This window comes from Ruegeria sp. AH3, from assembly GCF_056536265.1.
The window spans coordinates 1-21,309 of the sequence record NZ_JBQFJL010000001.1 but is presented as its reverse complement, the minus strand read 5'-3'; the positions used below and the strand labels follow the sequence as shown (position 1 = coordinate 21,309).

Here is a 21,309-nt window from a genome sequence, read left to right as displayed (position 1 = left end):
TCCACGGGGTCTAAGGCGATCGACAAGGAACCGTGTGTTGTAAAAATTTTGCTCAGATCAATGTCGATACGCAGCTTGCTCATTCAATCGTCGTTACAGGTACGTGCTGCAAACGCGGAAAGGCAGAAAGAACCATGTTCACCAAGTTTGATGAAGGACGGTTCAGAGCGTCAGTGACCGGGAGGTACAATTTGCAGTTATAATCTGTGATGGCCTTTGAAATCTCAACATCATTCATTCCTTCATGGTTGATCGTCATGCCAATTACCTCTGTGTTCGCAAAAGCCTCGATCAGGGTGATTTCATCGCAAGGGTCGGGCATAGTCATGTTGGGGAAATCACATCGACGTTTTCGTTTAGGCGCGTGTTGAAGAATAACTGCATGTGGCTGACTGCCTCGCAGAATGAATGCTGATGTGCAAAAGGCCGGATGGCTTAGCGCGCCCTGGCCCTCGATCACTATGACATCCGGGTGTTCATCTTCAGATGCTGCAACAACAGCGCGCTCAAGCTCGCCACAGCAAAATTGCGGCGGCACCGAATCCATCGCGACACCATACTTGGCGCCCTGCATCAATCCTGTCTGGCCGGTACCGACCAAAACTGTTTTGATCCCATGCGCGTTAAGGGCACATGTCAGGATTGTCGCGGTTGTACGCTTTCCAATTGCACAATCGGTGCCGAACACCGCGATGCGGATCGCCTGGACGTCTCCAATACTGCCATCTAACAGGCGCAGGTCGGGATTGGGCCGCGGCTTGCGAATGTCGCGTATCGTGACATCGTGAATTTTGGCAAATCCGGCGAGCTCTTTATCATCACTAAGAAATTCATGCAGTCCACTCACGATGTTCATTCCGAGCGTTATCGCATCCACAACAACTTCGCGATCCTCAAGGGACATTCTGCCGCTGGCCGGCGCCATTCCGTAAATAAAAGTGTCGGGGATCGTAGCTTCATTAGCGACGGCGGCATCAAGATCATCGAAGATGGGAACCTGATTTGCGAAATTATCAAGCACTTTGCCACTGTCACAACCGCCATACGTGCTGTCGATCACCGAAAGAACGCGATAGGCCTGTGAATGTCGAACCAGACCATTAGCCGTCTTGCCATCGATCTTTGCGAAGTTTCCTTCGCAATACACAATTGCAGTCGGTGTATCTGTCACGAGTGTCTTGCGGTGAAGCTCTGGAAAAACTGCTTGTTCAGGCGCCAGCTTTTGCGCATCGCTGGCAATGAACTGCTTGGCATCCGACGCAATGGGTACGGGTTTCATATTTGTTCCTTTTTAGAGTGTGAAACGCGCGTCCTTGGTAAGGACGGGCAAAAATTGTGAAGTTTGGGAAAGTGGGCTTTCTGTCTGAATTCTCACTGGTTCAGAACACACAGCCCTTCTGATCGATGATAGTTTTTGTGGCATTGCCACCCATTGCCGGATCGGTCGATATGGGCATTTGCCGGTAGCTCGATTGCATTGCAGCGATCACCGGACGCCTCGTAGCCACGTTCGCATTTCCATCCAACTCCATGGATCGCGTCATCGTAGAAAGCATTTTCAGGCACAAACACGGCATCGCACCGTCCGTCGCGCTCAAAATACCCACGCTCGCACGTCCAGGGACGCCCGCTGGTTGATGCGTTCAGAAAACCGTTTTCCGGCACCGCTACTGCCACGCATGCTTCTCCGTCTTTTTCGTAGCCACGGTTGCAACGCCATGCAGATCCATAAGTGCTATTCGTCAGGTAAGCATTATCCGGCACCACGATTTTCTGGCAGCTATCGTCTACTCTTGTGTATCCACGCAGGCACCGCCACCTCTCACCTGATGGATCGAGATATCCACCTTCAGGCACAATCACTTCAGTGCATGAGGTGCCGCCAACTTCAACAAAGCCGTGCATACATGCCCACCCTGAGCCGTAGGTTCTGTTTGTGGGGTATGCATTCCCCGGCACGACAATGGCCACGCATTCTTCGCCTTCCAACCGATAGGACAAATCGCATTCCCAACCGTCGCCATACTTATTGGGATGCGCGTTATCCGGGATCGAATTTGTTTCTGCCGATGCGGGACTTGATGAGATAAGGGAGCCCGTCAAGCAGCTGAAAACGCCAACAAACAGCGCCGTCATGAAGTGAGAGTAAAACCAGTGCTGGTTTTTTCGATTTGTCCTGGTGCAAACGACGTTGTCCGAATGTTGAGTGATTGAGTTACGATCCATCCAGGTTCAGCCCCTCAATGCAGGCCTGTGCTAGATCTTTGTTGGGGGTTTGGGATCCCGGTACCGTTGCCCAGCCGGCTGCCATAACGGCATCCTTTCGCTTGAAAGAAGTAGCTTCTTTGATCGTCGTTATTTTTCGGCGCGTTGGGTGTCAGTTCTCGCCATGTCGACGCAGATCGGAACCAACGCAGCGATTACATTGTCGCGGGACATGGCGTTGGCCATCTTGTCCGCGTTACTGCCGGTCATCCATCCACCCCAAGAAAATCCAACGACGCCTACGAAAACCCCTCCGATCAGGGCGCCGTAGATTCCGGGTTTAAGCCATTCGGGCGTGTTCATAATCTATTCCTCCTGCGGGGAAAGCGCCGCATCGCTGTCATTGTTAGATGTGGCCAAGGTTTGGTCTTGCTTGAGCGCCAGTTCAAAATCTTCTGGGTCAATTGGGCGCATTTCCGTGCGGCCTGGCTTGCTGCCTTTGCCCTGAACTGTCAGGTAGGTTCCGGTTCTGCGATATGCTTCGAAACTCAGGCCCTGTAGTAGTTCTTCAACAACAACTACTTCATACTCGCCTGCAGGAAGTTCATCCGGGTAGCCGGACAAAGAGAACGGATTTGAAAACGTCACCAAAGAACTGGACGATCTCGTGCTCACCTTGGTCCTCCATATAGTTTGTTGGATCTTCCCCGCGCAGTCTGCCGCGGTACACGCTCGTAAGCGCTGCGGTAGTACTGGCGTTGTAATTTAGAATAATGTGCAAATGGCAGACGCGCGCTGATCGATGTTAGTCTGCGGCCAATGACCTGAGATTTTATTGGAATCTCAAATGCATTTGGTGCCCGAGGATCAGGTACTGCCAAAAATTGACTAACCTGCGTCAGTGCAACGATGTTTGGATTCCGGCAACGTGATGTGTGTTGGCGGGATATTTGCTGGCGTGTTCTTAACGAGTATTTGAGAAGCGCAGGAAATCCAGTACCGCAATCGGACTGTATTTATCTTGCGCTTCTTTTTCGGTGAAATCCAAAATCTGCCGAAGCGAATGGCGTCTCTAACCAGGTAACTATCATCAAAATCCCGGCATCGCTGAAGGGGTGAACCTATTGCTTCAACAGTGGCCCGGCCTGATCCAGATAAGTGGGGTCAAAACCGGCCAACGTCACCAGTCCGTCATAATCATCAAATGCCACTTGCCCGGATTGAAAAGTAACCAACCCCTTCTCCCGCAGTTGCCGTAGGACACGATTAACATGCACGGCACTCAGTCCCAGCGCATCGGCAAGGTGGTATTGTGTCAGGGGGCAAGTGTATCCCGTCTTGTTTGCCATCCCGACCTGAGTCAACCTCACACCAAGTTCCAAAAGAAAATGCGCCATGCGCTCACCCGCATCTCGCCGTCCTATGTTGACCAGGTGCTCAACCACCATCGCTTCATCTCGAGATACCGCCCAAAGAATTGCTGTCGCCAGCCGGGGCGTCTGCGCAAATGCTTCCAGGAGATCATCCACTACTACTTCAATGGCTTGGATTTCCATGATTGGTTCTATGCTGTGATCCGAGGTGTGCAACAAAACGCTTCGCAAGCCCAGAAAGTCACCCGGTATTTGGAAATCGACGATCTGACGCGACCCGTCAGTCTGGGTTTTGTAGGAACAAACCCAGCCCGAGGCCAGAATGTAGGCCGCCTGCTCTGATTGCCCTTGATGCACAAGGTCACGTCCGGCTTCAAAGGTTCTGCGACGCTTGTGCAGGCGTGCCAATACCGCAAGTTCAACCTCAGTCAGAGCGACGAAGTTTGAAAGCTTTCGGGTGAGTGGACTATTTTTGATAGTGCGCAAGTGTTCTTCCTTCATCGATGAGCAGCCCGCGAAACTATCCGACGCCAAGACTGCTTTCGATCAGTTAAGTATACAGCAATCTATGCCAGTATGGTGCAATTCATCGTGGCGCTTCCATGCTTGGACGCCTGTTAGAAAAGGACGTCTACCATGGCTGACCGGCAAGACCATTCAGGAATGGCCGCACTCTCAATTTGTGAAGCGCTTTTGCTTGCAATTAAAGATCGTGAGCTTCTGCCCGAACATGAAATTGTGGGAGTTCTGCATGACGCAGCTGCTGTCCACGAAACAGCGGTCGGCAATAACGATGAAAAGGACATGCACCAAGCCGCCGCTGTTCTGATAAACAAGATCATTGCTTCCGGCTATCGCGTTCGGCAGTAACGTTAGTTTCCTGTCAGAAAAACAAGATTACGCTCGTCAAAAAAGCATAACAACAAATAGAAGCACTATTGGTGCTTCGTTCCCGATCAATTCAAACACGAAGCAAGAACCAAAGATCCAATCTCTGCAATATCTCAACTTAATGAAAAATTCCACGACCGCGAATTACTCCCTCTTCCCCGCCACCTGCATGAGCCACAACGAGAATTTGCTTACTGGCTGAAGGCCCGCATGGCCTGTCCTACTGCACTGCCTGCGACAACGCAAACGTTGGCTTTGTTCGGCGTCTAAGTTGCTGATCCTATGTGCCTCGAAACTACAGTTTGATAGTATCGCATCATCATAGCTTTGAATGACCGGTCTGGCGACAACAGCTGCAACGCAGCGATGAATGTGCTGCGACAGCAAATCAATGCTGCGTCAGCAATTGCCGCAATCGCACAAGTCCGGTTTGTCCGCACCTTACCAGTTCGAGCACCGCGCGGCGAATGGCCATCCGTCCCAGATCCGTCTTTCACGGATCTCGCGGCGAAGGTGTCGGCAGAGCCCAACCTGTACCTTGGAATTTCTCGCTGCGTGCGCTCGCAAAATGAAAATTGCCGCAAGCGCTTAGATTTCTGCGCCGCAGGTAAGCGGGAAGACCGGCCATTCGTTCAGGGTGCGGCGAGCTACGTACAGGAAGCTTACTGGTTGCGAATATTCTCGATCTTCGCTGCGGGTGCGGGGAAGCCTATTTCGGTCAATGAAGCCCATTGCTAGATAAAACGAAGGGGGCCAAGGCCCCCTTCTTGTGACTTAGCTTACATCATGCCGCCCATGCCGCCCATGTCGGGCATGCCGCCTGCAGGTGCGCCTTCTTTGGCGGGCTTGTCGGCAACCATCGCTTCCGTCGTGACCAGCAGGCCAGCAACCGATGCCGCATCTTCCAGAGCAGTACGAACAACTTTGGCCGGGTCGATCACACCAAACGAGAACATGTCGCCATATTCTTCGGTCTGAGCGTTGAAGCCGAATGCGGCATCCGAAGATTCGCGTACTTTGCCGGCAACAACCGCACCGTCGACGCCCGCGTTCTCAGCGATCTGGCGCAACGGCGCTTCAATCGCCTTGCGCACGATGTTGATGCCTGCATCCTGATCGGCGTTTGCGCCTTTCAGAGTCTCCAGAGCTTTACCGGCCTGAACCAGAGCAACACCGCCGCCAACGACCACGCCTTCCTGAACAGCAGCGCGGGTTGCGTTCAGAGCATCGTCCACACGGTCCTTACGCTCTTTCACTTCAACTTCGGTCATGCCGCCAACGCGGATAACGGCAACACCGCCTGCCAGTTTGGCAACGCGCTCTTGCAGCTTCTCACGGTCGTAGTCGCTGGTGGTTTCTTCGATCTGGGTGCGGATCTGAGCAACACGTGCTTCGATCTCGGCTTTCTCGCCAGCACCGTCGACGATGGTGGTTTCGTCTTTGGTGATCTCGATTTTCTTGGCGGTGCCCAGCATGTCCATGGTGACGGACTCGAGCTTCATGCCCAGATCTTCGCTGATGACCTGACCACCGGTCAGGATTGCGATGTCCTGCAGCATGGCTTTGCGGCGATCGCCGAAGCCCGGTGCTTTGACAGCAGCAATTTTCAGGCCGCCGCGCAGTTTGTTGACAACCAGAGTTGCCAGCGCTTCGCCTTCAACGTCTTCTGCGATGATCAGCAGAGGCTTCTGCGACTGGATCACCTGCTCGAGCAGCGGAACCATCGGCTGCAGCGAGGACAGTTTCTTTTCGTGCAGCAGGATCATGCAGTCGTCGAGCTCTGCGATCATCTTGTCTGCGTTGGTGACGAAGTAAGGCGACAGGTAGCCACGGTCGAACTGCATACCTTCGACAACATCGGTCTCGGTTTCCAGACCTTTGTTTTCCTCGACGGTGATAACGCCTTCGTTGCCAACCTTCTGCATCGCATCCGCGATCTGCTGGCCGATTTCGGCTTCGCCGTTGGCCGAGATGGTACCAACCTGAGCAACTTCAGCGCTGTCTTTAACTTCACGCGAAGCGTCTTTGATACCTTCGACAACCTTGGCAGTTGCCAGATCGATGCCGCGCTTCAGGTCCATCGGGTTCAGGCCAGCAGCAACCTGCTTCAGACCTTCGCGAACGATGGCTTGAGCCAAAACGGTTGCAGTGGTGGTGCCGTCGCCGGCTTCGTCATTGGTGCGGCTGGCGACTTCTTTCACCATCTGCGCGCCCATGTTTTCGAACTTGTCTTCCAGTTCGATGTCTTTGGCAACGGTTACGCCATCCTTGGTGATGCGCGGCGCGCCGAAGGATTTGTCCAGAACCACGTTGCGGCCTTTGGGGCCCAGCGTCACTTTAACGGCATCAGCCAAAATATTTACACCGCGCAACATGCGATTGCGGGCATCGGTCGTAAACTTGACGTCTTTAGCAGCCATGTGACTTGCTCCTTAGTATGTTGTTTGTTGTTACCTGGTGAACCTGAGGCGTCAGGCGGCTTTTGCCGCAGCAGAATCCTCGATGATCCCCATGATGTCGCTTTCTTTCATGATCAGCAGTTCTTCACCGCCGATGTTGACTTCGGTGCCCGACCATTTGCCGAACAGGATCCGGTCACCTACGGAAACGGCCATTGCGATCAGCTCGCCGTTGTCCTTGCGTGCGCCTTCGCCGATTGCAACAACTTCGCCTTCGCTGGGCTTTTCTTTTGCGCTGTCTGGAATGAGCAGGCCGCCAGCGGTTTTTTCTTCGCTCTCAACGCGACGAACCAGCACACGGTCATGTAGAGGTTTGAAGGCCATTCTGAATTCTCCTCAATTGGCGATTCATCCTATTAGCGCTTCCAGCTGGAGAGTGCTAACAAGCGAGATTTCGGAAGGGTAAATCACTGTTTCAAGAGGTTTGACTGTAAATATTTTTGGCGTCGCGGCGCTCAGATAAAAACGTTATAAATCAACTTAATAAATAAAAATGGGTAGCTCAAAAATTAACATCTAATACGAAGCAATGTTACTTCCCGACTGCCGATCAGCACAGGTTCGCGGGGCGCTTCGCTGCCGATAGTCTCACACCCGACGATTGATAAATTCAAGCCTCCTCACATAGAGCAAAAAGAAGCCCATGATATGCGGCTCAACGAAAGGCCGGGCCATGCGCCCATACTGTCAGAGAGTATCGCTCGCCCTGCTCAACCGGCGTCACCTGATGTAGCAAAAAGCTGGGAAAGACTGTCGCGCTTCCCTGATACCGACTGGCTGTCACTGCGTAGGCATCAGGCATGATCTCAAGGTCGCCCCCGTCATACATTCCCGGCTTGCTGAGCTGAACAACCAGCGTCAGTTTCCGTTTTCGAGCGGTCGGGCCATCTCCTATATCGGAGTGCCAGGCAAAATGACCCCCATCAGAGGCCTTGTAGCATGCAACCTGCGGGCTCTCGGAGAACTCCCGCAGATCAAAGTCAAACTTGTCAGTGTTGGAACGGCGCACCAGGCTAATGAGACGCGCCATGACCCATCCGGTTCCATTGACGTCGTCCAGCCAGGTCACATCACATCTGCGCAAGTTGTGATCCCTGTTCTGGCCGACCAGCAAGGCCTCATTTGCCGGGGCTTGCTTCGATGCGGCAACAATTTGCTCGCATTCCCGGGAGGTGAACGCTCCGGGAATCGAATGTATTTCCATCATCCTGAACACCATTTGTCAGATTGCCGCTGAATATTGCGACAACCTGCTCATGTCGCTGCGCCGTTTTCGACCAAAGCGTTCGAAAGCGACGCTTTTTTGTTTGTGAGACGCAAAATTATTTGGGATTTGCGGTTCCAAGACCACGTGCCTGTTCAACCATGATTCATACTGGGTTTCGGAATGGCAAATGCCCGTCGGACTAAAGTCTCACGTCACATTCAGACCAAAAGCGGCATCATTGCCGTCGCGAGGCTTAAGACGAGGAAAAACCCTGCCATGTCAGTTATCGTCGTCAGCAAAGGGCCGCTGGCGACCGCTGGGTCCTGACCGATGCGCTTCAACAGCAAAGGCAGGACGCCGCCGATTGACACAGCTATGATTGTGTTGAGCCCAAGCGCTCCTCCGATCACCAAACCCAGAAACGGATTGCCTTTCCACATCCACGCAACGGCGCCGATCAGAAGCCCCAAAACGAACCCGTTGATCACTCCGACCGACACTTCCTTGATCCAGACCCGCATGGCATCAATCGGTCGGGCAAGGCCGAGGGACAGTTCGCGCATGCTCACGGCGACGGCCTGATTGCCCGAGCAGCCGCTCATGTCGGACACCATCGGCAGGAAAACAGCGAGCGCGATCACAGCAGCGAGGGTTTGTTCGTAGGCGGCGATCACGCTAGCTGCGATCACGTTAAGAACAATATTGGCCGACAGCCATTGTAGACGCCGCCGCGCCCGAAGTGGAATCGGCATCGACCGAAGTTCATCGCCGAAGACACCCTGACGTTTCAGGCTGGACGATTCCGCGCGTTTCAGCAGAGCTTCATCGACGGCTGAACGTGAGACGACACCCACCAGATGCCCGTCCGCCTCGACGACCGGCAACCCAAGAAACGGGTGTTCACCGAACAAGTCTTCCAGCTTCTCCAGCGGCATGTTGGCCTGGACGGTAATTGGGGGCACCATGATATCAGTCAAACGCGCGCTTCGGCGAGTGGACACGAGGCTGCGTAATGAGACCACACCAATTGGAGTGCCATTTGAGTTCAGTACGTAGGGATGCTGGCCCCGATACCGTTCGAGGTCATATTCTTCGTTGGCGAAGCGCCTGAGCACTCTTCCCACTGTATCGGTCTCGGAAAATGTGAAGGCTTCTGCAACCATGAGGCCGCCCGCGACATCGTCCTCGTACTCGACCAAACGACGAACTTCTGCGGCATCTTCGGGATCCATCCGAGTAAGGATCGCCTCCGCATCCGCGTCTTCAAGCTCTCCAATGACATCAGCCTGAACATCCGAATCCAGCTCTTCGATAACCTCTGCGGCTTGCTCCGACCCCATGCGCTCGACAAGATCGACTGCCAGCGCATTCGGTGCCTCTTCGACAAGTTCGGCAGCCAATTCCGGTGGCAGCAACGAAAGTGCGATGCTCCGCTGTTCTCCTGGAAGATTGAGTAACTCACGCAATGCATCGCTCAACGGAAGAGGATCAAGCAGGTTTGCGAGTTCAGCCCCGTCACGCTCTGACAAAGCCTGCTGCAACTGCATTTCCAGTTCCTTTGGGAAAGTATCTGTGTCGCTCATATTCAATTCTTTGATGGGGATTCTGGTCAATGTTGGACTTATAGCAGATTTTAATTGTCTATAGACAAATAATTATTGCCAATATAGGAAAAGTCATGCGTGAAAATGACTGGATATCCATGACCGCTGAACGCTTGGCGGAACTTTACGATCAGGACTTTGGCGGTAAGGCAAATGGACGTTATCGAATTCCGGATAAGCTCGTGCGTCGGATCGCAGGGCGCAGGCGTTTATACGAAACTGACATCCGTGCATTGTCGGTCTCGCTTTTCGAACTTGGGTACGTGTTAATCGATATGGACACGTTTTATGTCGTGATGAGCGCCAATTCGTTTGTGAACTACAGACGTGCCAACGATGACTGCATAGAGTAGACGCTATGGTGAAGCGTGCGGCACACCCAGAAATCATAGGTTGGCGTGAACGCATCAGCCTGCCCGACTTCGGAATAGAGAATATCCCGGCCAAGATAGACACCGGTGCAAGAACCGCAGCACTCCATGCTGTAGATCAGACAGTGTTTGAAATTGACGGCGAGCGATGGGTTGAGTTCATGATACCAGTCCAGAACCGCCGTTCACCAAACCGGGTTCGAACCAGAGTTGTCGACGAACGCGAGATCAAGAACACAGGTGGTGTCCCAGAACGTCGACTGATCGTTAGAACGCAGCTTTTGCTTGGACGGCATCGTTGGCAGATCGACGTCTCTTTGGCCAACCGTGCGAAGATGGAATTTGATCTGATCCTTGGCCGCACCGCCATTCGCAGGCGGGGGATTTTAGTCGATCCGGGTCACTCCTATCTGCTGGGTTCCGGAGAAGCTCCAACAGGGATCAAGAAGAAAGCCAGACGCAAGGACCCGGAAGGACAACGCCAATGAAATTTGTCATGCTGGCCCGGAACCCGGACCTTTATTCGCACCGCCGTCTGAAAGAAGCCGCCGAGCAGCGCGGCCACGAGCTTGATATCGTGAACACGCTGCGCTGCTACATGAACATCGCTTCACGCCGGCCGGAGGTCTATTACGATGGTAAGAAGCTCGGGCGTTATGACGCGGTGATCCCCCGGATAGGAGCGTCGGTCACGTTCTATGGATTGGCCGTGCTGCGGCAATTCGAAATCATGGGTGTTTTCCCACTCAACGAGTCAGTGGCGATTGGCAGATCGCGCGACAAGCTGCGCTCCATGCAGCTCATGGCGCGGGACGGCATTGGTTTGCCGGTCACCACCTTCGCTCATGATCCGAAACAGACCGGCGAAGTTCTCAAACTCGCGGGCGACGCTCCACTGGTGGTCAAGCTGCTGGAGGGTACGCAGGGCATCGGGGTGGTTCTTGCCGACTCAAACCGGTCGGCAAAATCCGTTGTCGAGGCTTTTCGCGGCGCGAAAGTTAACATCATGGTCCAGGAGTTCATCAAGGAAGCGGGCGGCGCAGATATTCGTGCGCTTGTGGTTGGTGGCCGTGTTATCGCGGCGATGCAGCGGAAGGGGGCCGAGGGAGAGTTCAGATCCAACCTGCACCGGGGTGGAAGTGCCCAACCCATCAAGATCTCGCCCGAGGAACGCTCTACCGCCGTGCGTGCAGCCAAGACGATGGGGCTGAATGTCTGCGGCGTAGATATGCTGCGCGCCAATCATGGAGCGGTTGTCATGGAGGTGAACTCCTCACCAGGACTTGAAGGGGTGGAAAAGGCAACCGGCATTGATGTTGCGGGCAAGATCATCGAGTTTCTGGAAAAGAACGCCACCAAGGGAAACACCAAGACCAGAGGGCGCGGATAACGGCTATGCGCGAGCCATTTGAAATCGGTGGTTTCACCGTCCCGGCAGGCACGCGGGCTACGCTCGATCTGCCGGTGAGCGTGATGTCCGATCATACGCCTGTCAGCATGTCAGTGCATGTGGTTCATGGCCGCCGCCCAGGACCAGTCCTATTTGTCAGCGCGGCAATTCATGGCGATGAGGTGATTGGCGTCGAAATCGCACGGCGATTGCTACGGGCACCTCAACTCGACAAGATCGCGGGCACTTTGCTGGTTGTGCCAATCGTGAACGCGTTCGGCTTCATGACCCAATCGAGATACCTTCCGGACAGGCGCGACCTAAACCGGTCGTTTCCCGGCAGCGAGGGTGGATCATTGGCGGGCCGCCTCGCACATATCTTTATGACCGAAATTGTTGAGCGTTCCGATCTCGGTATCGATCTTCATTCTGCCGCGATCCACCGCACCAACTTGCCTCAAATTCGAGTTTCTCCGGCTTCGGATGCGACGATCAGATACTCCGATGCGTTCGGTGCACCGGTCGTCATGATTTCCAAGCTGCGCGACGGGTCCCTGCGAAAAGCGGCACAAGAGCGAGGTGTCGATGTGCTGCTGTTCGAAGGGGGAGAAGGGTTGCGTTTCGACGAGCTTTCGGCTCGGGCGGGTCTCGCAGGTATTCTTCGGGTTATGAACGCGATGGGCATGGTCGCCAAGCGTGGCATCGCTCCCGTGCGTGAAGCGCCGGTTCACGCACGGACGAGTTCCTGGGTGCGCGCTCCGGTCGGTGGTTTGCTTAGAACGTTCAAGGCGGCAGGCGAATATGTGGAGGTCGGCGACTTGCTTGGCCGGATCTCGGACCCTTTTGGTGAAATCAGAATGGATGTTCTTGGAGAAGCGGACGGTATCATTGTGGGCCGCACCAATTTGCCATTTGTGCACGAGGGTGATGCCTTGTTTCATATCGCCAAAACGACGAGCGCCGATGTTGAAATGCGGGTCGACATGATCGCCAATCAGCTCGACGGCGATCCAATGTTTGATGAGGATGAGATCATTTAGGTGGTCAGAAAACAAGAACGCGGGGCAGTTGCCTGCCCCGCGCCAGATTACGAGATTGTACGCAATACGCGGCTCGCTTTTACCTCCCAAACTGCGAGCGCGATCAGCGCCGATCCCGTTAGCCATGCATTTGCCGTCGCCACAATGTGGCCGGTAAAGCTCAGGGCCGCAGGTGCGGCAATTAGAGAAACCCCAAGTGCCGATACCGGAGCCACCCGTGCGAGAAGGTGGCTCCGGTCGCCAGCGCCAGCCATGACCAAAGCACCAAAGCCAGTGGCCATGAAGACGAGAGCTTCAGATTCAGCCATACCCTGTAACAGGGTTTCCTGACGAAACAGGAGAAATGGGGACAGAACCAGCCAGATACCCATCGCGGCAAGCAGCCATTTCTGGGGTGGGATTGGCTTTCTCATAACCGTGACGACCTTTGTTTACTGATCCCCTACTGGGCCGGGAAGAAGTTCTGCATCGACAGCGGTAACGAATTCGCCGTCATTGATGAACCCATCGGAATCCGCATCAATCTCCAGGAAGAAATCTTCCGAGGCTTCAGGGTACTTTGTCTGAAGCTCAGCCAAAGACGCCATACCATCACCGTCCATGTCTAAGTCGGCAGGCGTTGCGAATGCCGGAAGGGCAAACACTGAAGAGAGCAGAGCAACAATAGAAACTCGACTCATTTTTCTTCTCCATGAGAATATGGGCTACCTTTCATGGCGCGCCCAGTTTGAGGTTGGTGTAGCGCGTGGGCGTCGGTTGGGCTTCTCTGTTACCCAGATTGCAACGGCTCCGCAGATCGGGACCTCCACTACAATATGAGAACGGTTGATTTGCGTTCCGACCTGGTGGGGACACTTCCGCGCTACGCAATGGATATGGCACAAACGTACCCTATTGAATAACGAATTTTTCTCGCGGATAATATCGAATATCCGAATAGGTGACCCATGGACATTGAACTTGCCCGGACCTTCCTGGCCGTTGTTGAAACGGGTACTTTCTTCGATGCTGCTGCTCAAGCGCGGAAAATCCGGCGCGACACTCACGCCTGCAGTTCGGCGTTTCCTTATCGCATCAGCTATCTGCTGACCAATTGCAGCCTCACCATTGGCAGAGATTGTGCCGACTATTGCGATCTCGGCTGTGTCACCGACGGGGGCGAGACATCGATTTCACTTCGGTCACAACAGCCGCGACGGCCTTGTCGATCCCGCGTTTGATATCCATGGGGTTCATGCCCGCAGCCACGGCTTTCATGCCCTCTTTGACGATGGCATGTGCCAAAACGTGGTAAATGGCTATCGCCGAAATCGACTACAATAGGCCTTCAGGGAAAATTCTGAGGACACCTCAATTTTCGCCGAAACTAGAGCCGCATAGTCTCCGACCCCCAATCAGCCTCCCTTTGCAAGGTCTCTGCAGGTTCCCAATAATCCAGGTCTGGCGCGTCATCGAGGCACTCGAAATCGTCGATTTCCTGAGCTGTATCTTTCCGCAGCGGGCGGTCATACAGACGCCTGATCACCTCGAATGGATACTTGGCGAACATCGGGATTGGTCGATCAAAAGCAGTCATCGTTTCCTCCTGGGAGCATCTACTGGTCAAGGTGGCTGGCCGTCTTCAGCACCCTAATGAACGAGTGTCATCTTGCGCTGGATTGCTGTCACTGCAGGGTTGGACGTCTCGGTTAGGATCGCTTTCAGAACGGCCATCACATTCTGGCTCATCTCGCGATCAAAAATTGCGTAGGCGGAATAGGGAATGCGTGGTGCGTCCGTGACAACATCGAACTCCAAATCTGACAGGTGTTCGCAGATCAATCGATACGGAAAATAGCCACTGGCTCCAACGTCCTCCACATAATCGACAACGGCCGGGCTAGCATCCAACTGCAGGTTCGGTGTCACAAGATGTGGAAAGTACAGAAGATGCTCGGCCCTGAACTGCGGACCCCAGTCGAGGAACACATAAGAATTGTCTGGCGATGACTGCTTCTTGTCATGGCCCACAAAGACATATTCATCACGAAACAGATGCGCACGTTCACCCACATCAAAGAGCGAGGCATCATGCGTAATGACAGCATCCAGGCTTCCAAATTTGAACTGTTGGGCAAGCGTTTCCGGGGTGCCAACGACCGTCTTGATCGCAGTCTTTGGTAGCTCATTTCTGATCCTGAAGAAGGACGGCAGAAGTATATGCTCCCACAGATAGGAGGTCGTTCCAATCTCCAGCGCAACTTCGATGTCTTCTGGCAACGCAACTTCCAGTTTTGCCTTTGTCCAGGTGCGTATCAACGCCCTAGCATGCGGCAGGAAATGCCGACCAGCTGGCGTGAGGTTTGGGGCAGATCCGTTTTCCTTGAAAACCTGCTTGCCCAGCAGACGTTCCATAGCAGCGATTTGATCGCGCACCGTCGCTTCCTCCAGGCTCAGTCTTGCCGCGGCCTTACGGAAACTGCCGGTTTCGACAATCGCGACAAATGCTCGTGCAAACTTAATGTCCATCTAGCTACTTCCATGCGTTCCGGAATGGTCCAAAGGAGTGAGGGGCGGTTTCCCACCCCTCGGTGACAAACTTACTAAGAACTCAACTCGGTTTGAGACTTCACCAGTGCAAACAGAGTTGTCACCAAAACACCAAGACCGATCAGTCCGGTGTACCAAGCCGCCACGACATTGCCGGAAAATCCGAACAACCAGGGCGACGTGATCAGTCCAGCTCCGAGAATACTGCCAATGGCAATTTGAATTGCACGGTGCCTCTTGTATCAGAAACCCGCGATAACAAGGGCAAGCAGGCCGAATACCATCAAGGTCACCGCTTCATTGGTTACCACACCTTGAAACAGGGCGCCTGGTTGAACATCAAAAAGGGGGACAGGGTCAACCAGAGCCCAAATGTGGTATCGAGCCATCGGAACAGATCAAACGTTTGCATGGCAAGCGTTCCCTGGTCGGCTTTACTTATCGCCTTCGGGATCAGCGATCAGGTCGTCATCGATCGCAACGAGCATCTCTTCGTCATTGACGAGGCCGTCACCATCAGTGTCGATTTCCTGAAACACCTCTTCTGTCAGGTCAGGGTAGACCACCTGAAGTTCCGCCATCGACGCGAAGCCGTCGCCATCCGTGTCAACATCGGCGGTCATTGCGCCTGCCGTTGTGGCAAGAATAGAAGCGAGGAAAATAGCGTAGAAAATGCGATTCATTGTATTCTCCTTTTCGATTGGGCTGCCCTCAAGCAGCCCTTGTTGTTTTTGGGCGATCTCGGAGGCGCTTAGCGATCCGAGTTGTGTCCGGCTTTGGCAGCGCCGACCGTTGGTTTGTCCTTGGACCCGGTTTCGACGCGGGTTTGGGCTTGGGCTTGGGTTTGGATGTCGATTTCATGTGAAATACTCCTGATCACAGCGAGCGAGAGTCGCTCGCAGGATCAAATTCTCACATTCGTTCAAACTTGAATAACGAACTTAACATGACGATGTTATCGTAGATGCAAATAGGTGCCGAATGGATATCGAACTCGCCCGAACCTTTCTTGCTGTCGTCGAAACCGGTAGCTTTCTCGAAGCCTCAGATAAGGTGCACGTTACCCAATCGACGGTAAGCATGCGCATCAGAACCCTTGAACAACAGCTTGGGCACCCCGTCTTTGAACGGAGCAAGACAGGGGCAACTTTGACGCCAGCCGGAGTGCATTTTCAGCGGCATGCAGTCACGCTTGTGCGAACGTGGACGCAGGCAAAGCTGGATGCCGCATTGCCTGCCGAACTCTATGCCTCACTTGAAATCGGTGCATTCCCCAGCCTGTGGGATGGGTTCTTGACCACAGCTATGCCAGGCTTGGAGAACACGTTGCCAAACGTGGCCGTCAAAGCGTCCTGGGCCAACGCAGTCGATCTGAACCAGCAAGTCGAAGATGGTATTCTAGACCTCGCAGTCATGTACCGTCCCAGAAATACGGTTGGGCTTGTTGCACTGCAGCTCTTTGAAGACGAATTTGTCCTCGTCAGTAGCGACATGGAAGAATTGGGAAACCCACTCGGCGGCCGTTACATTTTTGTTGATTGGGGACCCGAATTTCGGGCGGATCACCTACTGAATTTTCCTGACCTTGTCACGCCAGGCTTGCACCTGGAAATCGGAACACTTGGGCTGCAATACCTGATGTCCACACCAGCGTCGGGTTACTTTCCGCGCCGAATTGTTGAAACAGGGATCAAGGACGGATCGCTACGAATCGTAAATAATGCACCTAGGTTTGCCTACGCAGCTCATGCTGTTTTTAACAAAGAACAAAGTGACAGCTTTCCAGGCCAGGCGGCCAGTTACCTGAAGGAAGTCGCAAGATCCTTGCTGGTCGGTGCAAAGTGAATGCGTTGACGCATACTGCGTCAGCGCATCCGATCACCAAGCTAGTCGATCATCCCTCCGGTGACGAAACCTCAGGGCTGGTAGGGATCAGTGTCTCAGTTTCTCCGTCGCCGAAGCAGCCGCTGACGAAAGCGACAGCGACGACAAGAACAACGGTCGCCGCGACACCCGCAATCCATAGACGTCTGTCTTTCATGGTGAGTGTGTCAATCGCTGAAGCCAAATTTTCGGATAATGCAGCAAAAGATGCCTGCATACGCTTTTTAGCGACATGCAGGCCTCAAGCCCGCTGTTGGACTCAAGTGGTAGCCGGAAAGCTAGTTCTGGGCGGGTGAATCGTTAAAATCTTCACGCCGGGTTTTGGCATGTTTCTTGGCAAACTTGCGCAACTGTTTTTTTGACTTCAAGCGAGACAAAATGCTCGTAGGGCTGCGATCCTGGTCGCGGATATACTTATCTACGGGTTTCTGCTTAGCCATCTCTGATTCCTCAGACCAACGATTTCATCATTGCTCAAAGCTACGCGCGCCACGGAATTCTGAGAAGCGAATTTATCTGCGCGTTGATATTTGTTTTGTCAATACACCCTCCTTAGACGCAGTCTATTTTCGGACATCTGGCTCCGAAGTTGACGGGGTGAAATAAAGTTTCCGATTCCTGAAGCGGCCATTGGCGTGACTGCAGCGAAGGTTTTCTTTGCCTGGATAGTGTTGAAAAAATCGGGATTTGGGCCGATCACAGGTGTCGCGTCAATTGGTCAAGCTTTTCGTTTCAGCCCTTTGGTGCTGATTGTGGGTCCAGTTCAACGAGGTTCCTGAGGTTGTGCGGTGGCTGCAAGTTGGAACTGTTCGTGTACAGAGACCGTTGGCAAATTCCTGCGAGGCCTGGCCTCGGACGAAGGCGATTTTGAGCGCTATCGCAGCCGGCATCCATACATAGTTAACGATCTCGGTGAACTTGTCGGCGTGGTTTTCTTACGAGGTCTCATGACGGCAAAGCACCAGTTGCCGGGACGTCAACCGCTGATCGTCACAGGGTGAATCGATTTTGTCGGCTTACCAGACCTCTGACAGCTTGACCTGAAGGCCAAGATCGTCTCTGGAGCCTTCCGAGGCTCACCCAGCCGGCGCCAGTAGCGCAATGAATACAGGGCAATTCCCCGCCCTTCACCTGCCTGGAGCCGCCGTGTTGATTGTTATCAAAACACTCGGCAACTGCGATTGAGATGAGCGCAACCCCTACGATTCTGGCACTTAGCGCGACCGTGTACTGTTCGGCGTAGCCGAGCGCCGACGTACCTCCCAGTATTTCAATTCCCAATGCTATTCCCAAGGCACCACGAACCCAGCAATAATGTTGCGAATTCAATACTGCGGTCACCAACGCCTGAAAACCTATGGACATCGAAACAAGAACCACCAGGGCCGAGGTTCCAATGGACAGGCTGGCCTGGCTGAGCATGACGAAGGGGGACAAGAGTAGCGAGAGGCCTGCGGCACCTAGGAACAGTCTTTTGATCCGTGTGCTGTTAGACATGTGTCGATCACTCCGCGACGACCGGATTATGCGTCAGTTACCGGGTCAGTGACGAGTTCTTCTCCGACCGCTTGCAGGAATTCTTCATCATTGACGTATCCGTCGTCATCAAGGTCGATCTCTCCGAATAGTTCTTCTGTCACTTGAGGATAAAACGCCTGGATTTCGGCAAAAGACGCCATTCCATCACCATCGGTGTCGATTTCGGCGGGCATTGCAAAAGCCGATGTCACCATCAGCATCGCGAGTAGTGCACCTATTGATACGCGGCTCATGATTTTCTCCATGAATGGGGCACCCATAGGATCCCAGGTTGAGATCTTCATTCTTGATGCGGCGGCCCAAGAGCGGGACCGTGAAAACTCCTCACTCAGGCGTCGGCGTCACGAGAGATCGGGAGCGACACTTCTCACAATATCATGGATCGTGTTCCGAACATGTGTCGGCTCCAGACCGCTACACAGACAATATGGGGTCAATCGATTGGTTTGAAAAACAAATTTATGTTGACGCTGATATCAGAACTACAAATAGATAAGTATGGGCATTGAATTTGCACGGACATTCCCAAGGAGGCTGAGATCCATCAGGGCTTCTTCGCCGCCTTGTTCATACAGTTCCTTGAACCGGTAGAAGCTGTCCCGCGAATAACCTATCACCTTGTAGGCCTGTGAAACGCTGCCGAGTTGCTTGGCCAATTCCAGCAGCCCCAGCTTCGGCTTGATGATCTTTTCCTGAATGCTTGTCATTGATCGACACTCTTGCTTGCGCTCCAAAAGAGCAGAAATGTCAGATCAAGTCGTGTGTTTTACACATAATCAACGGTCAGCATTCGCGTTCGTCCTCTGGAAGATCAGCTTGGTCAGCCTGTCTTCGAACGCGGGAAGAGCGGAGCAAAGTTAACGCCCGCAGGAAGCCAGTTTCATCGCCCCGCCCAGGCGTTGGTGCGAACCTGGTCTCAAGCACGGCTCGATGTCTCTCTGCCGGTCGTCTGTGACATGTTGTTGGAATTCGGTGCCGTACCGAGTTTGTGGCACAAGCTGCTGATCGATGCGCTCCCGATGCTTCGGGAAGCCCAAACTAAGGTGTTGCACACGCGAGCAAGTACTGCGCCAGCCAATACCCGCAGGGACGATGGCGGCAAAGTCCCACGTCGTTCGCATAAACCTGCCACGTGGCGACGGTACGTTTTGGAATATGGTCGTTGAACGCGGTTTGAACGGCCGCTGTGGCAACACTTGCTGTGACATGGCTAATTCAGTGCTGCTCCTGCGAGACGATGCTGCGTCAGCGAAAGCCACAGATCGAATGACAGCAAAGTCCGCATTGCAGTCTTCGTCGATCCGGACCTCGAAAGGCAGATTTTCGCAACCAACGGATGATTGACAGCGTCGTAATAAACCGCGCATCTCACTGAAGCGGTTTTATGTGAAGCGATCTCTGGTTGAGTAGTGGCCATTCAGTGGAACGAGTACAAAAGGCTGCCTCGCGCAAACAGTACTCGCGCAGCCCACACCGCCGCACATCTTTTGGGGACAGTGGGATTTGGACAAGCCAAACGCCCCTGTCCATCAGGGGTAAGACGCTGCCTTCCCCCTCGGGCAACCCTATTAGACAACACCGTGTCCTCGGCTGCGCCTGCGGGCCGCACCACTATTGTCGAATAGCATTGCCTCGCCCCCATCCGCGTTCGCCACGTGGCAGATCAGCAGGAACAAGCGCCTTCGGCGTCTGATCTGCAAATCAGCCCTGATTTTCCCGAAAGGGAAGTCAGGATCATTGAAATCGGTCTAGGTGCTGGATGAAGGAAGTGTGGCGAAAATGGCAAGGTTCTGTCGCTGGTGGCAGAACTATGTGTCGCCTGACACACGGTACAAGTGGCGGACCGAGGAGGATTCGAACCCCCGACCCCTTGATTCTGTAGTCAAGTACTCTATCCAGCTGAGCTATCGGTCCGCGTTGGTGAGGCGCTATGTAGACCCGGGGCTGAGCGCGTGCAAGCGGATTCTGCAAAAAATCTTCAAAAAGTCACGCCGCCCCGGGGAAGCCTTATTTCAAAGACAGTTCCCTGCGCTCCGGTATCCTTCAGGAATAGGTCGCCACCATGGCCACGCACCAATTCCTGCGATATTGCAAGGCCAAGACCGGATCCACCCTTTCGAACCCCACCCTGAAATGGCGTGAACAAATTCTCACGTGCTTTGGGTGGTAGGCCGGTCCTGTATCGCTGATTTCGATACACCACTCGGTGTCCTGTTCCACAGCGGAGACGGTGATCCGACCCGGCTTGCCCGCAGCAATAAGAGCCTGACGGGCATTGCGTACGAGGTTCAGAATAACGCGGTAAATCTGTTCGGGATCGGCGCGGATCACCAACTCCTTGGGGACGTCATTGACGATTTCGACACAGGCATCGGCGATAGCAAGCTGTTCGCTGGCAACAACATCAGCGGCAACGTCCTGCAGGTGCACCATGGTCAGGGTCGGGGCCGGCTCTTCGGCGCGACCGAAAGCCAGCGTGCTTTCGCATAAAGACACCGCACGGGTTATCGAGTTGACCAGCTTTGGCGCCAAGCGACGCACCAGCGGGTCGTCACTGGTCTCGATCCGGTCAGTGAACAGCTGTGCCGATGTCAGGATATTGCGAAGATCATGGCTGACCTTGGCGACCGCCCCGCCCAGTTGTGCCAACCGCTCGCGTTGCTTCAGGGCCTGCGTTAGATCGGTTTGGAGCGTCTGAAGCGCCTCTTCCGCCTCACGCAGTTCGGTCACTTTGGAGCTGGGGGAGATGATACCGCGCGCGTCCTCCGGTGCGGTTGCATAGCGCTGCATATAGCCGACCACGCCTTTGATCGGACG

26 protein-coding genes, 1 tRNA gene and 3 pseudogenes are annotated in these 21,309 nt (G+C 53.9%); 8 read left to right on the top strand and 22 right to left on the bottom strand.

Annotated elements, in window-relative coordinates; genetic code table 11:
• Positions 1-79: 79 nt before the first annotated feature.
• The 5 genes from ACR3EM_RS00150 to ACR3EM_RS00130 all read right to left on the bottom strand — a co-directional run bounded on the left by ACR3EM_RS00150 (position 80) and on the right by ACR3EM_RS00130 (position 4,079).
• Positions 80-1,279 (bottom strand): N-acetyltransferase DgcN family protein, encoded by a 1,200-nt coding sequence (locus ACR3EM_RS00150; RefSeq protein WP_480468809.1) that lies wholly within the window; start codon positions 1,277-1,279, stop codon positions 80-82.
• A gap of 92 nt (positions 1,280-1,371) precedes the next feature.
• On the bottom strand, positions 1,372-2,136 hold the full coding sequence (locus ACR3EM_RS00145; protein WP_480468808.1) for a hypothetical protein: 765 nt from the start codon (positions 2,134-2,136) through the stop codon (positions 1,372-1,374).
• Positions 2,137-2,355: 219 nt separating this feature from the next.
• A complete protein-coding gene (locus tag ACR3EM_RS00140) occupies positions 2,356-2,568 on the bottom strand; it encodes a hypothetical protein (protein WP_480468807.1) in 213 nt (70 codons plus the stop codon).
• A 3-nt stretch (positions 2,569-2,571) separates the two neighbouring features.
• Entirely contained in the window at positions 2,572-2,880 is a 309-nt protein-coding gene (locus ACR3EM_RS00135; RefSeq protein ID WP_170499210.1) for a hypothetical protein, read from the bottom strand.
• 446 nt (positions 2,881-3,326) lie between these two features.
• A complete protein-coding gene (locus tag ACR3EM_RS00130; RefSeq protein ID WP_170499212.1) occupies positions 3,327-4,079 on the bottom strand; it encodes a Crp/Fnr family transcriptional regulator in 753 nt (250 codons plus the stop codon).
• Positions 4,080-4,214: 135 nt separating this feature from the next.
• Between ACR3EM_RS00130 and ACR3EM_RS00125 the strand changes: the two genes are divergently transcribed.
• Both ACR3EM_RS00125 and ACR3EM_RS00120 read left to right on the top strand, forming a co-directional pair.
• Positions 4,215-4,448, top strand: coding sequence for a hypothetical protein (locus ACR3EM_RS00125; protein WP_010442296.1), 234 nt, complete (start codon positions 4,215-4,217; stop codon positions 4,446-4,448).
• A gap of 387 nt (positions 4,449-4,835) precedes the next feature.
• The gene (locus ACR3EM_RS00120; protein ID WP_480468806.1) at positions 4,836-5,207 is read left to right on the top strand and encodes a hypothetical protein; all 372 of its coding nucleotides are present in this window, start codon (positions 4,836-4,838) and stop codon (positions 5,205-5,207) included.
• Positions 5,208-5,248: 41 nt separating this feature from the next.
• On the opposite strand, the gene groL is transcribed toward ACR3EM_RS00120, so the two are convergent.
• From groL to mgtE, 4 genes are all read right to left on the bottom strand, one after another.
• Positions 5,249-6,889, bottom strand: coding sequence for a chaperonin GroEL (gene groL, locus ACR3EM_RS00115; RefSeq protein ID WP_480468805.1), 1,641 nt, complete (start codon positions 6,887-6,889; stop codon positions 5,249-5,251).
• Positions 6,890-6,940: 51 nt separating this feature from the next.
• Positions 6,941-7,252, bottom strand: a complete 312-nt coding sequence (gene groES / locus ACR3EM_RS00110; RefSeq protein WP_480468804.1) for a co-chaperone GroES — start codon at positions 7,250-7,252, stop codon at positions 6,941-6,943.
• Between the two features lie 331 nt (positions 7,253-7,583).
• The gene (locus ACR3EM_RS00105) at positions 7,584-8,135 is read right to left on the bottom strand and encodes a 2OG-Fe(II) oxygenase (RefSeq protein ID WP_480468803.1); all 552 of its coding nucleotides are present in this window, start codon (positions 8,133-8,135) and stop codon (positions 7,584-7,586) included.
• Between the two features lie 218 nt (positions 8,136-8,353).
• Complete coding sequence (gene mgtE / locus ACR3EM_RS00100; protein ID WP_480468802.1) at positions 8,354-9,718, bottom strand: magnesium transporter; 1,365 nt, start codon at positions 9,716-9,718, stop codon at positions 8,354-8,356.
• Positions 9,719-9,813: 95 nt separating this feature from the next.
• Between mgtE and ACR3EM_RS00095 the strand changes: the two genes are divergently transcribed.
• Genes ACR3EM_RS00095 through ACR3EM_RS00080 form a run of 4 tightly spaced genes read left to right on the top strand, consistent with a single transcriptional unit; the run spans position 9,814 to position 12,540 of the window.
• The gene (locus ACR3EM_RS00095; RefSeq protein WP_480468801.1) at positions 9,814-10,092 is read left to right on the top strand and encodes a hypothetical protein; all 279 of its coding nucleotides are present in this window, start codon (positions 9,814-9,816) and stop codon (positions 10,090-10,092) included.
• A 5-nt stretch (positions 10,093-10,097) separates the two neighbouring features.
• Positions 10,098-10,598: an ATP-dependent zinc protease family protein gene (locus tag ACR3EM_RS00090; protein WP_480468800.1), complete on the top strand. Its 501-nt coding sequence runs from the start codon at positions 10,098-10,100 to the stop codon at positions 10,596-10,598.
• Positions 10,595-11,500 carry a 30S ribosomal protein S6--L-glutamate ligase gene (gene rimK / locus ACR3EM_RS00085; protein ID WP_480468799.1) on the top strand — a complete coding sequence of 302 codons (906 nt, stop codon included), beginning with the start codon at positions 10,595-10,597 and terminating at the stop codon, positions 11,498-11,500. The genes ACR3EM_RS00090 and rimK overlap by 4 nt, the downstream gene beginning before the upstream one ends.
• 5 nt (positions 11,501-11,505) lie before the next feature.
• Positions 11,506-12,540 carry a succinylglutamate desuccinylase/aspartoacylase family protein gene (locus ACR3EM_RS00080; RefSeq protein ID WP_480468798.1) on the top strand — a complete coding sequence of 345 codons (1,035 nt, stop codon included), beginning with the start codon at positions 11,506-11,508 and terminating at the stop codon, positions 12,538-12,540.
• A 47-nt stretch (positions 12,541-12,587) separates the two neighbouring features.
• Here ACR3EM_RS00080 and ACR3EM_RS00075 read toward each other — a convergent pair whose 3' ends face one another.
• The 6 genes and pseudogenes from ACR3EM_RS00075 to ACR3EM_RS00050 form a co-directional block, all read right to left on the bottom strand.
• Entirely contained in the window at positions 12,588-12,953 is a 366-nt protein-coding gene (locus tag ACR3EM_RS00075; protein ID WP_480468797.1) for a hypothetical protein, read from the bottom strand.
• 18 nt (positions 12,954-12,971) lie between these two features.
• Positions 12,972-13,220: an EF-hand domain-containing protein gene (locus tag ACR3EM_RS00070; RefSeq protein ID WP_480468796.1), complete on the bottom strand. Its 249-nt coding sequence runs from the start codon at positions 13,218-13,220 to the stop codon at positions 12,972-12,974.
• A 389-nt stretch (positions 13,221-13,609) separates the two neighbouring features.
• Positions 13,610-13,827 (bottom strand): annotated as a pseudogene (groEL, locus tag ACR3EM_RS00065) (chaperonin GroEL); the annotation flags it as partial.
• A 79-nt stretch (positions 13,828-13,906) separates the two neighbouring features.
• Positions 13,907-14,116 carry a hypothetical protein gene (locus ACR3EM_RS00060; RefSeq protein ID WP_480468795.1) on the bottom strand — a complete coding sequence of 70 codons (210 nt, stop codon included), beginning with the start codon at positions 14,114-14,116 and terminating at the stop codon, positions 13,907-13,909.
• A gap of 53 nt (positions 14,117-14,169) precedes the next feature.
• Positions 14,170-15,048, bottom strand: coding sequence for a LysR family transcriptional regulator (locus tag ACR3EM_RS00055; RefSeq protein ID WP_480468794.1), 879 nt, complete (start codon positions 15,046-15,048; stop codon positions 14,170-14,172).
• A 455-nt stretch (positions 15,049-15,503) separates the two neighbouring features.
• The gene (locus ACR3EM_RS00050; protein WP_480468793.1) at positions 15,504-15,692 is read right to left on the bottom strand and encodes an EF-hand domain-containing protein; all 189 of its coding nucleotides are present in this window, start codon (positions 15,690-15,692) and stop codon (positions 15,504-15,506) included.
• A 358-nt stretch (positions 15,693-16,050) separates the two neighbouring features.
• Here ACR3EM_RS00050 and ACR3EM_RS00045 point away from each other — a divergent pair, with 358 nt between their 5' ends.
• Positions 16,051-16,914 carry a LysR family transcriptional regulator gene (locus ACR3EM_RS00045; protein ID WP_480468792.1) on the top strand — a complete coding sequence of 288 codons (864 nt, stop codon included), beginning with the start codon at positions 16,051-16,053 and terminating at the stop codon, positions 16,912-16,914.
• A gap of 49 nt (positions 16,915-16,963) precedes the next feature.
• Here the strand turns inward: ACR3EM_RS00045 and ACR3EM_RS00040 are convergent, their stop codons facing one another.
• From ACR3EM_RS00040 to ACR3EM_RS00020, 5 genes and pseudogenes are all read right to left on the bottom strand, one after another.
• Positions 16,964-17,110, bottom strand: a complete 147-nt coding sequence (locus ACR3EM_RS00040) for a hypothetical protein (protein ID WP_480468791.1) — start codon at positions 17,108-17,110, stop codon at positions 16,964-16,966.
• 121 nt (positions 17,111-17,231) lie between these two features.
• Complete coding sequence (locus ACR3EM_RS00035) at positions 17,232-17,393, bottom strand: hypothetical protein (RefSeq protein WP_480468790.1); 162 nt, start codon at positions 17,391-17,393, stop codon at positions 17,232-17,234.
• Positions 17,394-17,943: 550 nt separating this feature from the next.
• Positions 17,944-18,450: a hypothetical protein gene (locus tag ACR3EM_RS00030; protein WP_480468789.1), complete on the bottom strand. Its 507-nt coding sequence runs from the start codon at positions 18,448-18,450 to the stop codon at positions 17,944-17,946.
• A 26-nt stretch (positions 18,451-18,476) separates the two neighbouring features.
• Entirely contained in the window at positions 18,477-18,725 is a 249-nt protein-coding gene (locus ACR3EM_RS00025) for an EF-hand domain-containing protein (protein ID WP_480468788.1), read from the bottom strand.
• Positions 18,726-19,025: 300 nt separating this feature from the next.
• A pseudogene (locus ACR3EM_RS00020) lies at positions 19,026-19,199 on the bottom strand (helix-turn-helix domain-containing protein); the annotation flags it as partial.
• Positions 19,200-19,280: 81 nt separating this feature from the next.
• Here ACR3EM_RS00020 and ACR3EM_RS00015 point away from each other — a divergent pair.
• Positions 19,281-19,658, top strand: coding sequence for a hypothetical protein (locus tag ACR3EM_RS00015; protein WP_480471870.1), 378 nt, complete (start codon positions 19,281-19,283; stop codon positions 19,656-19,658).
• A 670-nt stretch (positions 19,659-20,328) separates the two neighbouring features.
• Here the strand turns inward: ACR3EM_RS00015 and ACR3EM_RS00010 are convergent.
• Both ACR3EM_RS00010 and ACR3EM_RS00005 read right to left on the bottom strand, forming a co-directional pair.
• Positions 20,329-20,406 (bottom strand) — tRNA-Cys (locus ACR3EM_RS00010).
• A 64-nt stretch (positions 20,407-20,470) separates the two neighbouring features.
• Positions 20,471-21,309, bottom strand: a pseudogene (locus tag ACR3EM_RS00005) (sensor histidine kinase); the annotation flags it as partial.